At 49.2% G+C, this 14,482-nt stretch carries 26 protein-coding genes; 1 reads left to right on the top strand and 25 read right to left on the bottom strand.

The window, feature by feature from the left end; all coding sequences use genetic code 11:
• Positions 1 to 7 precede the first annotated feature (7 nt).
• The 21 genes from rplO to rpsJ form a co-directional block, all read right to left on the bottom strand.
• A complete protein-coding gene (gene rplO / locus GA565_RS02935) occupies positions 8 to 442 on the bottom strand; it encodes a 50S ribosomal protein L15 (RefSeq protein ID WP_055774045.1) in 435 nt (144 codons plus the stop codon).
• Positions 443 to 445: 3 nt separating this feature from the next.
• A complete protein-coding gene (rpmD, locus tag GA565_RS02930) occupies positions 446 to 625 on the bottom strand; it encodes a 50S ribosomal protein L30 (RefSeq protein WP_009639193.1) in 180 nt (59 codons plus the stop codon).
• Positions 626 to 627: 2 nt separating this feature from the next.
• The gene (gene rpsE, locus GA565_RS02925) at positions 628 to 1,131 is read right to left on the bottom strand and encodes a 30S ribosomal protein S5 (RefSeq protein WP_009639192.1); all 504 of its coding nucleotides are present in this window, start codon (positions 1,129 to 1,131) and stop codon (positions 628 to 630) included.
• Positions 1,132 to 1,145: 14 nt separating this feature from the next.
• Positions 1,146 to 1,499 carry a 50S ribosomal protein L18 gene (gene rplR / locus GA565_RS02920; RefSeq protein ID WP_009639191.1) on the bottom strand — a complete coding sequence of 118 codons (354 nt, stop codon included), beginning with the start codon at positions 1,497 to 1,499 and terminating at the stop codon, positions 1,146 to 1,148.
• A gap of 9 nt (positions 1,500 to 1,508) precedes the next feature.
• Positions 1,509 to 2,042: a 50S ribosomal protein L6 gene (gene rplF, locus GA565_RS02915; protein ID WP_055774047.1), complete on the bottom strand. Its 534-nt coding sequence runs from the start codon at positions 2,040 to 2,042 to the stop codon at positions 1,509 to 1,511.
• 13 nt (positions 2,043 to 2,055) lie between these two features.
• On the bottom strand, positions 2,056 to 2,448 hold the full coding sequence (gene rpsH, locus GA565_RS02910) for a 30S ribosomal protein S8 (protein WP_009639189.1): 393 nt from the start codon (positions 2,446 to 2,448) through the stop codon (positions 2,056 to 2,058).
• A 33-nt stretch (positions 2,449 to 2,481) separates the two neighbouring features.
• Positions 2,482 to 2,787 (bottom strand): 30S ribosomal protein S14, encoded by a 306-nt coding sequence (gene rpsN, locus GA565_RS02905; RefSeq protein WP_055774049.1) that lies wholly within the window; start codon positions 2,785 to 2,787, stop codon positions 2,482 to 2,484.
• Positions 2,788 to 2,801: 14 nt separating this feature from the next.
• A complete protein-coding gene (gene rplE, locus GA565_RS02900) occupies positions 2,802 to 3,341 on the bottom strand; it encodes a 50S ribosomal protein L5 (RefSeq protein ID WP_017493969.1) in 540 nt (179 codons plus the stop codon).
• A gap of 14 nt (positions 3,342 to 3,355) precedes the next feature.
• Positions 3,356 to 3,670, bottom strand: a complete 315-nt coding sequence (gene rplX / locus GA565_RS02895; RefSeq protein WP_009639186.1) for a 50S ribosomal protein L24 — start codon at positions 3,668 to 3,670, stop codon at positions 3,356 to 3,358.
• An 11-nt stretch (positions 3,671 to 3,681) separates the two neighbouring features.
• Complete coding sequence (gene rplN / locus GA565_RS02890) at positions 3,682 to 4,053, bottom strand: 50S ribosomal protein L14 (protein WP_008457164.1); 372 nt, start codon at positions 4,051 to 4,053, stop codon at positions 3,682 to 3,684.
• Positions 4,054 to 4,225: 172 nt separating this feature from the next.
• A complete protein-coding gene (gene rpsQ / locus GA565_RS02885; RefSeq protein ID WP_009639185.1) occupies positions 4,226 to 4,480 on the bottom strand; it encodes a 30S ribosomal protein S17 in 255 nt (84 codons plus the stop codon).
• Positions 4,480 to 4,671 (bottom strand): 50S ribosomal protein L29, encoded by a 192-nt coding sequence (rpmC, locus tag GA565_RS02880; protein WP_009639184.1) that lies wholly within the window; start codon positions 4,669 to 4,671, stop codon positions 4,480 to 4,482. The genes rpsQ and rpmC overlap by 1 nt, the downstream gene beginning before the upstream one ends.
• Positions 4,671 to 5,081, bottom strand: a complete 411-nt coding sequence (rplP, locus tag GA565_RS02875; protein WP_009639183.1) for a 50S ribosomal protein L16 — start codon at positions 5,079 to 5,081, stop codon at positions 4,671 to 4,673. The genes rpmC and rplP overlap by 1 nt, the downstream gene beginning before the upstream one ends.
• Before the next feature lie 12 nt (positions 5,082 to 5,093).
• Positions 5,094 to 5,792, bottom strand: coding sequence for a 30S ribosomal protein S3 (rpsC, locus tag GA565_RS02870; RefSeq protein ID WP_045049850.1), 699 nt, complete (start codon positions 5,790 to 5,792; stop codon positions 5,094 to 5,096).
• A 17-nt stretch (positions 5,793 to 5,809) separates the two neighbouring features.
• Positions 5,810 to 6,142: a 50S ribosomal protein L22 gene (rplV, locus tag GA565_RS02865; RefSeq protein ID WP_004391423.1), complete on the bottom strand. Its 333-nt coding sequence runs from the start codon at positions 6,140 to 6,142 to the stop codon at positions 5,810 to 5,812.
• Positions 6,143 to 6,156: 14 nt separating this feature from the next.
• Positions 6,157 to 6,435, bottom strand: a complete 279-nt coding sequence (gene rpsS, locus GA565_RS02860) for a 30S ribosomal protein S19 (protein ID WP_004929772.1) — start codon at positions 6,433 to 6,435, stop codon at positions 6,157 to 6,159.
• Positions 6,436 to 6,449: 14 nt separating this feature from the next.
• Positions 6,450 to 7,274, bottom strand: coding sequence for a 50S ribosomal protein L2 (rplB, locus tag GA565_RS02855; protein ID WP_009639180.1), 825 nt, complete (start codon positions 7,272 to 7,274; stop codon positions 6,450 to 6,452).
• 18 nt (positions 7,275 to 7,292) lie between these two features.
• Positions 7,293 to 7,595 carry a 50S ribosomal protein L23 gene (gene rplW, locus GA565_RS02850; protein ID WP_009639178.1) on the bottom strand — a complete coding sequence of 101 codons (303 nt, stop codon included), beginning with the start codon at positions 7,593 to 7,595 and terminating at the stop codon, positions 7,293 to 7,295.
• On the bottom strand, positions 7,592 to 8,197 hold the full coding sequence (rplD, locus tag GA565_RS02845) for a 50S ribosomal protein L4 (RefSeq protein WP_009639177.1): 606 nt from the start codon (positions 8,195 to 8,197) through the stop codon (positions 7,592 to 7,594). Before rplD ends, rplW begins: the two co-directional genes overlap by 4 nt.
• A gap of 16 nt (positions 8,198 to 8,213) precedes the next feature.
• A complete protein-coding gene (gene rplC, locus GA565_RS02840) occupies positions 8,214 to 8,843 on the bottom strand; it encodes a 50S ribosomal protein L3 (protein WP_017493963.1) in 630 nt (209 codons plus the stop codon).
• A 33-nt stretch (positions 8,844 to 8,876) separates the two neighbouring features.
• The gene (gene rpsJ / locus GA565_RS02835) at positions 8,877 to 9,188 is read right to left on the bottom strand and encodes a 30S ribosomal protein S10 (protein ID WP_009639175.1); all 312 of its coding nucleotides are present in this window, start codon (positions 9,186 to 9,188) and stop codon (positions 8,877 to 8,879) included.
• 408 nt (positions 9,189 to 9,596) lie between these two features.
• Here rpsJ and GA565_RS02830 point away from each other — a divergent pair, with 408 nt between their 5' ends.
• Entirely contained in the window at positions 9,597 to 10,124 is a 528-nt protein-coding gene (locus tag GA565_RS02830) for an A24 family peptidase (RefSeq protein ID WP_152197294.1), read from the top strand.
• 17 nt (positions 10,125 to 10,141) lie between these two features.
• On the opposite strand, the gene bfr is transcribed toward GA565_RS02830, so the two are convergent.
• From bfr to fusA, 4 genes are all read right to left on the bottom strand, one after another.
• Entirely contained in the window at positions 10,142 to 10,633 is a 492-nt protein-coding gene (bfr, locus tag GA565_RS02825) for a bacterioferritin (protein WP_055774057.1), read from the bottom strand.
• A gap of 76 nt (positions 10,634 to 10,709) precedes the next feature.
• Positions 10,710 to 10,904, bottom strand: a complete 195-nt coding sequence (bfd, locus tag GA565_RS02820; protein WP_084984291.1) for a bacterioferritin-associated ferredoxin — start codon at positions 10,902 to 10,904, stop codon at positions 10,710 to 10,712.
• A gap of 157 nt (positions 10,905 to 11,061) precedes the next feature.
• Complete coding sequence (tuf, locus tag GA565_RS02815) at positions 11,062 to 12,246, bottom strand: elongation factor Tu (protein ID WP_152197293.1); 1,185 nt, start codon at positions 12,244 to 12,246, stop codon at positions 11,062 to 11,064.
• Between the two features lie 70 nt (positions 12,247 to 12,316).
• Positions 12,317 to 14,431: an elongation factor G gene (fusA, locus tag GA565_RS02810; RefSeq protein ID WP_055776266.1), complete on the bottom strand. Its 2,115-nt coding sequence runs from the start codon at positions 14,429 to 14,431 to the stop codon at positions 12,317 to 12,319.
• Positions 14,432 to 14,482: the final 51 nt, after the last annotated feature.

Below are 14,482 nucleotides of genomic sequence, written 5' to 3'. Positions count from 1 at the left end.
CTGCTACTTATTCCTCTATTTTACCGCCAGCAGCTTCGATAGCAACACGAGCGCCTTTGGTGACACGCAGACCACGTACGGTTACCGGACGAGTAACTTCGCCTGAAAGGATTACTTTCGCGAACTCGATCTGGATACCAATTACGTTAGCGGCTTTCAGCGTGTTCAGGTCGATTACGTCGCCTTCAACAAGAGCCAGTTCAGACAGACGAACTTCTGCCGTGATCATAGCTTTGCGAGAGGTGAAGCCGAATTTCGGCAAACGACGATATAAAGGCATCTGACCACCTTCAAACCCGCGACGTACGCCACCGCCAGAACGTGAGTTCTGACCTTTGTGACCACGGCCGCCGGTTTTACCCAGGCCAGAACCAATACCACGACCTACACGCCTTGGCGCCTGCTTGGCACCGTCAGCCGGAGACAGAGTATTTAAACGCATCTCTTACTCCTCAACCTTAACCATGTAGGAAACCAGATTGATCATGCCGCGAACAGAAGGAGTATCCTCACGTTCTACAGTGTGACCAATACGACGCAGACCTAAACCAGTCAAAGTTTGCTTGTGTTTCGGCAAACGACCGATGCTGCTTTTTGTTTGAGTTACTTTAATAGTCTTTGCCATGGTTATTTCCCTAGAATTTCTTCGACGGACTTACCACGCTTGGCAGCGACCATTTCTGGGGACTTCATATCTTCCAGAGCTGCGATAGTTGCACGAACCACGTTAATCGGGTTAGTAGAACCATAAGCTTTGGCTAATACGTTGTGTACCCCTGCGACTTCCAGGACGGCGCGCATTGCACCACCGGCGATAATACCGGTACCTTCTGAAGCCGGCTGCATGAACACACGGGAACCCGTATGAGCACCTTTAACAGGGTGCTGCAGGGTGCCGCTGTTCAGCGCGACATTTAACATATTGCGACGGGCTTTCTCCATCGCTTTCTGGATCGCTGCCGGAACTTCGCGTGCTTTGCCGTAGCCAAAACCAACGCGACCGTTACCATCACCAACTACTGTCAGTGCGGTAAAGCTGAAAATACGGCCACCTTTTACGGTTTTAGATACGCGGTTTACCGCGATCAGCTTTTCCTGCAGTTCGCCAGCTTGTTTTTCGATGTGTGACATCTTACACCTCTACCTTAGAACTGAAGGCCAGCTTCACGGGCAGCATCTGCCAGTGCCTGGACTCGACCATGATATTGGAAACCAGAACGGTCAAAGGATACTTTCGAAATCCCTTTTTCCAATGCGCGTTCAGCAATAGCTTTACCTACAGCAGTTGCGGCATCTTTGTTACCGGTATACTTCAATTGCTCAGTAATAGTTTTTTCTACTGTAGAAGCAGCAACTAATACTTCAGAACCGTTAGGTGCAATCACCTGTGCGTAAATATGACGCGGGGTACGATGTACCACCAGACGTGTCGCACCCAATTCTTTGAGCTTGCGGCGTGCGCGGGTCGCACGACGGATACGAGCAGATTTCTTATCCATAGTGTTACCTTACTTCTTCTTAGCCTCTTTGGTACGCACGACTTCGTCGGCGTAACGGACACCCTTGCCTTTATAAGGCTCAGGACGACGGTAGGCACGTATATCTGCAGCAACTTGACCAATCATCTGCTTATCGGCGCCTTTCAGCACGATTTCAGTTTGACTTGGACATTCTGCAGTAATGCCTTCCGGCAGTTGGTGCTCGACAGGGTGAGAGAAGCCCAGGGCCAAACTCACCGCGTTGCCTTTGATGGCAGCACGATAACCAACACCAACCAATTGAAGCTTTTTAGTGAAGCCGTCGGTAACACCTACAACCATTGCGTTTAACAGTGCACGAGTGGTACCCGCTTGGGCCCATGCGTTTGCAAAACCTTCGCGTGGAGCGAAAGTCAGTGCGTTTTCTTCCTGTTTAACTTCAACGGCGTCATGGATAGTACGTGACAGCTCGCCGTTTTTACCCTTTACCGAAATTACCTGACCGTTGAGTTTTACCTCTACGCCGGCAGGAATGACGACGGGTGCTTTTGCAACACGAGACATGCTTTCCTCCCGATTAAGCTACGTAGCAGATAATCTCGCCACCAAGACCAGCCTGGCGAGCTGCACGATCAGTCATAACACCTTTAGAGGTAGAAATAACAGCGATACCCAAACCGGCCATAACCTTTGGCAGCTCATCTTTTTTCTTGTAGATGCGCAGGCCAGGACGGCTGATTCGTTGAATGCTCTCTACCACTGCCTTGCCCTGGAAGTACTTCAGTACTAATTCCAGTTCAGGTTTGGCGTCGCCTTCGATTTTAAATTCTTCAATGTAGCCTTCTTCTTTAAGCACGTTGGCAATTGCCAGTTTCAGCTTAGAGGAAGGCATGGTGACCGCAACTTTGTTCGCGGCCTGACCGTTACGGATACGGGTCAGCATATCCGCGATCGGATCTTGCATGCTCATCTGTCATTACTCCCGTGATTCAATTGGTGACAATTACCAGCTAGCCTTTTTAAGGCCCGGAATTTCACCGCGCATGGCGGCTTCACGGACTTTAATACGGCTCAACCCGAACTTCCGCAAGAAAGCGTGCGGACGACCAGTTTGACGGCAGCGATTACGCTGACGAGACGGGCTGGAATCACGCGGCAGAGTCTGCAGCTTAAGAACGGCATCCCAACGTTCTTCGTCGGAAGCGTTCACGTTAGAGATTGTCGCTTTCAGTTCAACGCGTTTGGCGAAGAATTTGTCAGCTAATTTCACGCGCTTGACTTCGCGTGCTTTCATGGATTGCTTAGCCATTAGTAACCCTTACCTTACTTACGGAACGGGAAGTTAAAGGCAGCCAGCAGAGCGCGGCCTTCATCATCGGATTTCGCAGTAGTGGTGATGGTAATATCCAAACCACGAACGCGATCGACTTTGTCATAGTCGATTTCCGGGAAGATGATCTGTTCACGCACGCCCATGCTGTAGTTACCACGGCCGTCGAATGACTTAGCGGACAAGCCACGGAAGTCACGGATACGTGGTACAGCAATAGAGATCAGACGCTCAAAGAATTCCCACATGCGTTCGCCACGCAGGGTTACTTTACAGCCGATCGGATAGCCCTGACGGATTTTGAAGCCTGCAACTGATTTGCGTGCTTTGGTGATGAACGGCTTTTGACCGGAGATTGCTGCTAAGTCAGCTGCTGCGTTATCCAGCAGTTTCTTATCAGCGATCGCTTCACCAACACCCATGTTCAGGGTGATCTTCTCGACCCGAGGGACTTGCATGACAGAATTGTAATTAAACTCAGACATGAGTTTCTTTACGACATCGTCTTTGTAGTAATCATGCAGTTTCGCCATCGTACTACTCCAAATTACTTGATAGTTACGCTGTTAGACTTGAAGAAACGGACTTTTTTGCCGTCTTCGAATCTAAAGCCTACACGGTCAGCCTTACCGGTTGCCGTGTTGAAGATCGCAACGTTAGAAACTTGAACTGCAGCTTCTTTTTCAACGATGCCGCCTGGTTGGTTCAGAGCCGGTTGAGGCTTCTGATGTTTCTTAACCAGGTTGATACCTTCAACAATGACCTTGCCAGAAGACAGGACATTTTTTACTTTACCACGCTTACCTTTATCTTTGCCGGTAAGCAGGATAACTTCGTCATCACGACGGATTTTCGCTGCCATGGTTTCGCTCCTTAGAGTACTTCTGGTGCCAGAGAGATAATTTTCATGAACTTCTCATTACGCAGTTCACGAGTTACCGGCCCAAAAATACGCGTGCCGATTGGCTGCTCGCTGTTATTATTTAAAATAACGCATGCATTGCCATCGAAGCGAATGACAGAACCGTCCGGGCGACGAACACCCTTCTTGGTGCGCACCACTACCGCCTTCAGCACGTCGCCTTTCTTCACCTTACCACGTGGAATTGCTTCCTTGATGGTAATTTTGATGATATCGCCAACGCCTGCGTAGCGACGGTGCGAGCCACCCAGAACCTTGATACACATTACGCGACGTGCACCGGAGTTGTCGGCCACGGTCAGCATAGTCTGTTCTTGGATCATGTTAGTGCTCCGCTAATGTCAACTACAACTTATAAGACCTAACAATAGGCCATATAGAAATCCCCACAAATGAGGGCGCAGCATTATAACACTGCTTCTTCATTATGGGTAGAAAAAATAAACGGCCCAGGTCTCCATGAGCCGCTTATTCATTTTCGAGAGCGCGATTCTATTACAGAATTGCTTTCTCTACAACGCGAACCAGTGTCCAAGACTTAGTCTTAGACAGCGGACGGCATTCGCTAATTTCAACGACGTCGCCGATACCGCATTCGTTGTTCTCGTCATGTACGTGCAGCTTAGTCGTACGCTTGATGAATTTACCGTAGATTGGGTGCTTCACGAAACGCTCAATCGCAACAACGATAGATTTTTCCATCTTGTCACTGATCACACGACCTTGCAGAGTACGGATCTTGTCACTCATTACGCGCCCGCCTTCTCAGTCAGTAAAGTCTTCACACGTGCAACATCACGACGCACTTGCTTCAACGTGTGTGTTTGCTGCAGCTGGCCGCTGGCCGTTTGCATGCGCAGGTTAAACTGCTCACGCAACAGGTTCAGAAGCTCAACGTTCAGCTCTTCCACGCTTTTTTCACGCAGCTCTTTTGCTTTCATTACATCACCGTCTTAGTTACAAAGGTGGTTTTAATAGGCAGTTTCGCTGCTGCAAGCTGGAATGCTTCACGCGCCAGCTCTTCAGGCACACCGTCCATTTCGTACAGGACTTTACCAGGCTGGATCAGGGCAACCCAATACTCCACGTTACCCTTACCTTTACCCATACGAACTTCAAGTGGCTTCTCGGTGATCGGTTTGTCCGGGAATACACGGATCCAGATCTTACCTTGACGCTTAACTGCACGGGTCATCGCACGACGTGCTGCTTCAATTTGACGAGCAGTCAGGCGACCACGGCCAACAGCTTTCAGACCGTAAGTGCCGAAGCTCACATCCGTACCTTGCGCAAGACCACGGTTGCGGCCTTTGTGCACCTTACGGAATTTTGTACGCTTTGGTTGTAACATCAGCGACTCTCCTTACTTGCGGCCTTTACGCTGCTGCTTTTTAGGTTGAGCAGCCGGTTCCGGTTGTTCAACTGCAGCCATACCACCCAGGATCTCACCTTTGAAGATCCATACCTTAACGCCGATTACACCATAAGTGGTGTGCGCTTCAGATGTGTTGTAATCGATATCCGCACGCAGAGTATGCAGTGGAACACGACCTTCACGGTACCATTCGGTACGCGCGATTTCAGCACCGCCAAGGCGGCCGCTTACTTCAACTTTGATACCTTTAGCGCCAAGACGCATTGCGTTCTGTACAGCACGCTTCATAGCACGACGGAACATAACGCGACGTTCCAACTGTGAAGTGATGCTGTCAGCAACCAATTTTGCGTCAAGTTCCGGTTTACGGATTTCGGCGATGTTAATCTGTGCAGGAACGCCAGCGATACCCGCTACGACCTTACGCAGTTTTTCGACATCTTCACCTTTCTTGCCGATAACGATGCCAGGACGAGCGGTGTGAATAGTCACACGGATGCTCTTCGCTGGACGCTCGATAACGATGCGAGAAACGGAAGCTTTCGACAATTCTTTAGTCAAGAACTGACGAACTTTAAAGTCGCTGTCCAGGTTGTCAGCGAATTCTTTGGTATTTGCATACCAGGTAGAATTCCAAGGTTTGACAATACCTAGGCGAATACCATTAGGATGTACTTTCTGACCCATTGCTAGTCTCCAGAGTCTCAGCGATCGGACACAACCACAGTAATGTGGCTGGTGCGCTTCAGAATGCGATCTGCACGACCTTTAGCACGCGGCATAATGCGCTTCATGCTTGGGCCTTCGTCTACGAAAATCTTCGTGACTTTCAGATCATCGATGTCAGCGCCATCGTTGTGTTCTGCGTTAGCAATGGCAGACTCCAGTACCTTCTTAACCAGACCAGCAGCTTTCTTGTTGGTGTAGGCCAGAGTTTCCAGAGCTTGCGACACTTTCTTACCGCGGATCAGGTCTGCAACAAGGCGGACCTTCTGAGCAGAAGAACGAGCGTGGCGATGTTTAGCTATAGTTTCCATCTCTTCCTCCTACCTTAGCGCTTTTTAGCTTTTTTATCAGCCGCATGGCCGCGATAAGTACGAGTCGGCGCGAATTCACCCAGTTTGTGACCGACCATTTCATCGGAAACAAATACTGGTACGTGCTGACGACCATTATGGACAGCGATGGTCAAACCGATCATGTTAGGAAAGATCGTTGAACGACGGGACCAAGTGCGCAAAGGCTTCTTGTCTCCGCTTTCCACCGCTTTCTCTACCTTCTTCAGCAAGTGCAGGTCAATAAAAGGACCTTTCTTGAGAGAACGTGGCATGGCTTATCCTCTAATTATTTTTTGCTACGGCGGCGTACGATGAACTTGTCAGTACGCTTGTTGCTACGGGTTTTCTTACCTTTGGTCTGAACGCCCCATGGTGTTACTGGGTGTTTACCAAAGTTTTTACCCTCACCACCACCGTGTGGGTGATCGACTGGGTTCATCGCAGTACCGCGAACGGTAGGACGAATACCACGCCAACGTGCAGCACCTGCTTTACCCAGAACGCGAAGCATATGTTCAGAGTTACCAACTTCACCCATGGTGGCGCGGCAGTCGATCTGAACTTTACGCATTTCGCCAGAGCGCAGACGCAGAGTTACGTAGGAACCATCACGAGCAACGATCTGAACGTAGGCACCAGCAGAACGAGCCAGCTGGCCGCCTTTACCTGGTTTCATTTCTACGTTATGAACCGTTGAACCAACTGGGATGTTGCGCATCGGAAGGGTGTTACCCACTTTGATTGCAGCATCAACGCCAGATTGGATCTGGTCACCCACTTTCAGGCCTTTTGGCGCCAGGATATAACGGCGTTCGCCGTCTTTGTACAGAACCAGCGCGATATTCGCGGAACGGTTCGGATCGTACTCCAGACGCTCAACCACTGCAGCTACACCGTCTTTGTTGCGTTTGAAGTCAACCAGACGATAATGTTGCTTGTGGCCACCACCGATATGACGGGTGGTGATACGGCCATTGTTGTTACGGCCACCGCTTTTGCTCAATTTCTCAAGCAGCGGGGCAAAAGGTTTACCCTTGTGCAGCTCAGGGTTAACCACTTTAACAACGTGGCGACGGCCCGGAGATGTAGGTTTACATTTAACAATTGCCATTGTGCTTACTCCTCCGACTTACTCTGCGCCGCTGATGAAGTCCAGGTTCTGGCCTTCTTTCAGGGTGACGTAAGCTTTTTTCCAGTCGCTACGACGACCAACACGCTGACCGTGACGTTTAGACTTGCCTTTAACCAGCAAGGTATTAACGTCTTCGACTTCGACTTCAAACAGTTTCTTAACCGCAGCTTTGATTTCTGCTTTAGTCGCGTCGAGGGCAACTTTGAGTACGATGGTATTGTTCTTTTCCATCGCGGCGGATGCTTTTTCAGAAACGTGCGGCGCGCGCAGCACTTTCAGCAGACGTTCTTCACGAATCATGCCAGCATCTCCTCAACTTGCTTAACTGCGTCAGCAGTCATAACGACTTTGTCGAAGGCGATCAGGCTTACTGGATCGATACCTGCTACATCGCGAACGTCAACCTTGTACAGGTTACGTGCGGCCAGGAACAGATTCTCGTCGACTTCGCCGGTTACAATCAGCACGTCTTCCAGAGCCATGTCTTTCAGTTTCTGAGCAAGCAGCTTAGTTTTAGGCGCTTCTACAGAGAACGTCTCGACAACGATCAGGCGATCTTGACGTACCAGTTCGGACAGAATGCTTTTCAGCGCGCCGCGGTACATCTTTTTATTTACTTTTTGACTGTGGTCCTGTGGCTTTGCAGCAAAGGTCACACCACCGGAACGCCAGATTGGGCTCTTTACAGAACCTGCACGCGCACGGCCAGTACCTTTCTGACGCCATGGTTTCTTACCGGAACCAGTTACTTCAGCACGGGTCTTCTGAGCGCGAGTACCTTGACGGGCACCTGCTGCGTAAGCAACAACAACCTGGTGTACCAGCGCTTCATTGAAATCACGCCCGAAGGTAGTTTCGGAAACAGTCAGCGCGCTCTGCGCGTCTTTCACTACTAATTCCATTCCTATCTCCTCGACGTTAAGCCTTAACAGCAGGTTTAACGATCAGGTTGCCACCGGTAGCACCCGGAACAGCACCCTTGACCAGCAGCAGGTTGCGCTCAGCGTCAACACGTACTACGTCCAGGCTTTGAACGGTTACACGCTCGTTACCCAGTTGGCCTGCCATTTTCTTGCCTTTGAACACTTTGCCCGGAGTCTGGTTCTGACCGATAGAACCCGGAACGCGGTGAGACAAGGAGTTACCGTGTGTAGCATCTTGAGTACGGAAGTTCCAGCGTTTAACAGTACCCGCGAAACCTTTACCTTTAGATGTACCAGTAACGTCTACTTTCTTAACGTCTGCGAAAATTTCAACGCTAATGTCTTGACCTGCAGTGAACTCTTCACCTTCTGCAAGGCGGAATTCCCACAAACCACGGCCAGCTTCTACGCCAGCTTTAGCGAAGTGACCCGCTTCTGGTTTGGTTACACGGTTAGCTTTTTTGCTACCAGTAGTAACCTGAACAGCACGGTAACCGTCGTTTTCCAGATCTTTGATCTGAGTAACGCGGTTTGCTTCAATTTCGATAACGGTTACAGGGATAGAAACACCATCTTCTGTGAAGATGCGAGTCATACCCACTTTCTTACCGACTAAACCAATCATTGTTTCAACCTCTCAATCGCTCAATGACCCTGATTAACCCAGGCTGATCTGCACGTCTACACCAGCAGCCAGATCCAGACGCATCAGAGCATCAACGGTTTTCTCGGTTGGCTCAACGATGTCAACCAGACGCTTGTGAGTGCGAATCTCATACTGATCGCGCGCATCTTTATTGACGTGCGGAGAAATCAGAATGGTAAAGCGCTCTTTGCGGGTCGGCAGCGGAATTGGACCACGAACTTGCGCACCAGTGCGCTTCGCGGTCTCAACGATTTCCGCAGTTGATTGATCAATCAAACGATGATCAAACGCTTTCAGGCGGATACGGATTCTTTGGTTCTGCATGAGACCAGAGCTCCAATTATTTTAAACGTAAAATGACTACTACTCGGTCCCATTTCGATTGATGGGAGAGTGTAATCGTTCTTCACATAACCCCCATATCGGGAGTATTGTTTGCCGAGCGGTTACTTTGCTCGACAACTAATTCTTATCGAATTAGGCTTACCAAGATTAGGTAAGCCCGCGCATTATACGTAACACAGCAAAGTAAGCAACCCCCTAAGGCAATAAAGTGCGTTTATTTCGTACACGCCCCCTCCCCCTCTTGGCTGTTGCAGTCGATTTGTGAGACGTCGCCCGAAGTTGAAAGCTCATCCCCCACGGCGTTTTTTTAGGATTGTTTGTTCGCTGGCAAAGATTATCCTCATGGCTTCATAAAGGAGTAACCTTATAGATATTGAGGGATATTAAATGTTTAACGATCTTTACCAGCTCGGTATTGTTCACGGCTATGCCTTTATCACCTGTGTGATTCTGGTCGGTTACTTACTGGCACTGAGTGTTATCGACATAGAACGGTTTCAGTTACCCGACCGCCTTACTCTTTCTCTGCTGTGGGTTGGTTTGATGCTGCACGCATTATTTACACCACAATTTCTTGCCAGCTCCGTTATCGGTGCAGCTGCAGGTTATTTTTTTTTATGGGCTATTTATTGGCTGGTGAAATTAGTGATCAAAAAAGAGGGGTTGGGTTATGGCGATTTTAAACTCATGGCGGCGTTGGGGGCATGGCTGGGATGGGAATGTTTACCGTGGGTGGCGGTCTATGCTTCGATAACGGGGATAATCGTGTTCTTTTTGCGATTCTGTTTCAATCGTAACAAAGGAGAAATACCGTTTGGACCTTTCCTTGCTGCTGCCGGGGGTATAATTTATATCAGCCAGCAAATGAACAGCCTGGCTGATCCTCGGTGTATATTCTGCGTAACGTTTAAATAACGGATTTAGTCCAAGGACTAATGCGCCGCTTTATTTGATTCTTCTTTTATCTGGGTCTGAACGTAATTTTGCAGGCCCACTCGACCTATAAGATCAAGCTCGGTTTCAATCCAGTCAATGTGGTGCTCCTCATCGGCCAGGATTTTTATCATCAAATCGCGACTTACGTAGTCATGAATTGAATCGGCGTAGGCAATGGCTTCACGTAAATCTTTGGCACCTTCCAGCTCGAGAACCAGATCGGACTTGAGCATTTCCTCAATGTCTTCACCAATGTTGAGCTTGCCGAGATCTTGCAGGTTGGGAATGCCTTCCAGGAACAGGATACGCTCGATGTAAATATCGGCGTGTTTCATTTCATCGATGGATTCGTGGTATTCGATGCCGTTGAGTCGCATCAAGCCCCAGTTTTTGAACATTCTGGCGTGAAGAAAATACTGATTAATGGCAACGAGCTCATTTCCTAGCAGCTTGTTAAGGTGCGCAATGACTTTTGTATCGCCTTTCATAGGAATACCCTCCGCTCTAGTTCTATGAAGTGTAGAACCAGTTAGCAAAGAGTCAAAAAAATAACCCTACTATTTATCAGGCAACTTCGATGATATAGGTAATGCTCTCTTGCTCCTCAACCAGGATCTGTCTGGCCTGCCTGATGCATTTTCCACAATCAGTTCCGATCGGGACTAATTGGCGAAGCTGTTTCATCGTTTGTGGCTGATGCTGCCGAATGACTTTGCGGATCACTTTGTCAGTGACTGCATTACACAAACACACGTACATACACTAACTCAATAATTAACCTATTCAGTTAACTGTAAATGAGAATAGTTTTTATTTCAATTACGTTCTGAAAAATTTACATTACAACTTTTATTAAAAGATAGGCATAAAAAAGGGTGCCGAAGCACCCTTTTCAATTGCATCAAGAAATCAGCGATTAAGCGAGAACTTTAGCAACAACACCAGCACCAACAGTACGACCGCCTTCACGGATTGCGAAACGCAGGCCGTCGTCCATCGCGATTGGGTGGATCAGGGTCACAACCATGTTCACGTTGTCACCTGGCATTACCATCTCTACGCCTTCTGGCAGTTCGATGGTACCGGTCACGTCAGTTGTACGGAAGTAGAACTGTGGACGGTAGCCTTTGAAGAACGGAGTATGACGGCCGCCTTCATCTTTGCTCAGGATATAGACTTCTGAGTCAAATTTGGTGTGTGGTTTGATTGAACCTGGTTTAGCCAATACTTGACCACGTTCGATGTCTTCACGCTTGATACCGCGCAGCAGAACACCTACGTTCTCGCCTGCACGACCTTCGTCAAGCAGTTTACGGAACATTTCAACGCCGGTACAGGTAGACTTAACGGTGTCTTTGATACCTACGATTTCTACTTCTTCGCCAACTTTAACGATACCGCGCTCTACACGACCGGTAACAACTGTACCACGGCCGGAGATGGAGAATACGTCTTCGATTGGCAGCAGGAATGGCTTGTCAATTGCGCGCTCTGGTTCTGGGATGTAAGAATCCAGGAAACCGGCCAGCTCAATGATTTTAGCTTCCCACTCAGCGTCGCCTTCCAGTGCTTTCAGCGCTGAACCACGAACGACTGGCAGATCATCGCCTGGGAAGTCGTACATAGACAGAAGTTCACGAACTTCCATTTCTACCAGTTCCAGCAGCTCTTCATCATCAACCATGTCACATTTGTTCATGAACACGATGATGTAAGGAACGCCAACCTGACGACCCAGCAGGATGTGCTCACGAGTCTGTGGCATTGGGCCATCAGTCGCAGCAACAACCAGGATAGCGCCGTCCATCTGAGCAGCACCGGTGATCATGTTTTTCACGTAGTCGGCGTGCCCTGGGCAGTCAACGTGCGCGTAGTGACGAGCTGGGGTATCGTACTCAACGTGAGAAGTGTTGATGGTGATACCACGTGCTTTTTCTTCTGGTGCGTTATCGATCTGGTCGAATGCACGAGCAGAACCGCCGTAGGTTTTAGCCAGAACGGTGGTGATAGCAGCAGTCAGGGTAGTTTTGCCGTGGTCAACGTGGCCGATAGTACCAACGTTGACGTGCGGTTTGGAACGTTCAAATTTTTCTTTAGACACGGATATATTCCTTACTATTGTGCTCTCCCCTCAAGGAGAGAGCACGGGATCATTGTGTTAAAACCTAGGCTTATTTACCACGAGCTTCGATTACAGCCTGGGCAACGTTGCTTGGCGCGTCATCATACTTCAGGAATTCCATGGAGTAAGATGCACGGCCTTTGGTCAGTGAACGCAGCTGAGTCGCATAACCGAACATTTCGGAAAGCGGAACTTCAGCATGAATCACAACGCCAGTAGCGTTAGATTCTTGGCCTTTCAGCATACCACGACGACGGCTAAGGTCACCGATCACGTCACCGGTGTTCTCTTCTGGAGTTTCTACTTCAACCTTCATGATCGGCTCAAGCAGAACTGGTTTCGCTTTCTTAAAGCCATCTTTGAAGGCGATAGAAGCGGCCAGTTTAAACGCCAGCTCAGAGGAGTCAACGTCATGGTAAGAACCGAAGTGCAGACGCACACCAAGATCTACCACTGGGTAACCCGCCAACGGACCTGCTTTCAGCTGCTCCTGGATGCCTTTGTCAATCGCACCGATGAATTCACCTGGAATTACACCGCCTTTGATTTCGTTGACAAACTCGTAGCCTTTCGGATTCGAGCCTGGCTCCAACGGATACATGTCGATCACAACGTGACCGTACTGACCACGACCACCAGACTGCTTGGCGTGCTTACCTTCAACGTCGGTAACTTTGGCGCGAATCGCTTCACGGTAAGCTACCTGCGGCTTACCAACGTTAGCTTCAACGTTGAATTCGCGACGCATACGGTCAACCAGGATATCCAGGTGAAGTTCACCCATACCTGCGATGATTGTCTGACCAGATTCTTCATCAGTCCAAACGCGGAATGATGGGTCTTCTTTAGCCAGACGGCCCAGAGCCAGACCCATTTTTTCTTGGTCAGCTTTGGTTTTTGGTTCTACAGCAACGGAGATTACCGGCTCTGGGAATTCCATACGCTCAAGAATGATCACGTTGTTCGGATCACACAGGGTATCACCCGTAGTCACGTCTTTCAGACCGATCGCTGCAGCGATATCGCCTGCACGAACTTCTTTAATTTCTTCACGCTTGTTAGCGTGCATCTGAACGATACGGCCCAGACGTTCACGCTGAGATTTCACTGGGTTAAATACAGTGTCACCTGAGTTGACGAGACCGGAGTAAACACGGAAGAACGTCAAGTTACCCACGAATGGGTCAGTAGCGATTTTGAACGCCAGAGCAGAGAACGGCTCAGAGTCGTCAGAATGGCGAACTGCTGGAGTGTCTTTACCGTCATCCAACATACCGTTGATAGCTTCAACGTCGGTTGGTGCTGGCAGATACTCAACAACAGCATCCAACATTGCCTGTACGCCTTTGTTTTTAAACGCAGAGCCACAGGTAACCAGGATAACTTCATTGTTCAGAACGCGCTTACGCAGAGAAGCTTTGATCTCTTCTTCAGTCAGCTCTTCGCCACCAAAGAATTTCTCCATCAGCTCATCAGAGCCTTCAGCAGCGGCCTCAACCAGTTTCTGGTGCCATTCTTCAGCCAGTTCTTGCATATCAGCCGGGATCTCTTCGTATTCGAAGGTCACGCCCTGATCGGCTTCGTTCCAGTTGATTGCTTTCATCTTCACGAGGTCAACAATACCGGTGAATTTCTCTTCTGCGCCGATAGCCAGCTGCAGAGGGACCGGAGTTGCATTCAGACGTGATTCAAGCTGACCAACAACTTTCAGGAAGTTAGCACCCATACGGTCCATTTTGTTAACGAACGCGATACGAGGAACTTTATATTTGTTGGCTTGACGCCATACGGTTTCAGACTGTGGCTGAACACCGCCAACAGCACAGTAAACCATTACTGCGCCATCAAGAACACGCATAGAACGTTCAACTTCGATGGTGAAGTCAACGTGTCCTGGGGTGTCGATGATGTTGATGTGGTGTGGTTCGAACTGCTTAGCCATACCAGACCAGAAACAGGTAGTCGCAGCGGACGTGATGGTAATACCACGTTCCTGCTCCTGCTCCATCCAGTCCATGGTTGCTGCGCCGTCATGTACTTCACCGATTTTATGGTTTACACCGGTGTAGAACAGAACACGTTCGGTAGTCGTCGTTTTACCGGCGTCGATGTGCGCACTGATACCAATGTTACGGTAGCGCTCAATGGGTGTTTTACGAGCCATTTGATTCCTCTATTACTAGGGCGTTCAAGTTCAGTTAATCCAAACGGGCAA

This window comes from Rouxiella sp. S1S-2, assembly GCF_009208105.1.
GTDB lineage: Bacteria > Pseudomonadota > Gammaproteobacteria > Enterobacterales > Enterobacteriaceae > Rouxiella.
Note: the sequence above shows the minus strand (reverse complement) of the source record. Positions and strands in the feature narration are given on the sequence as shown.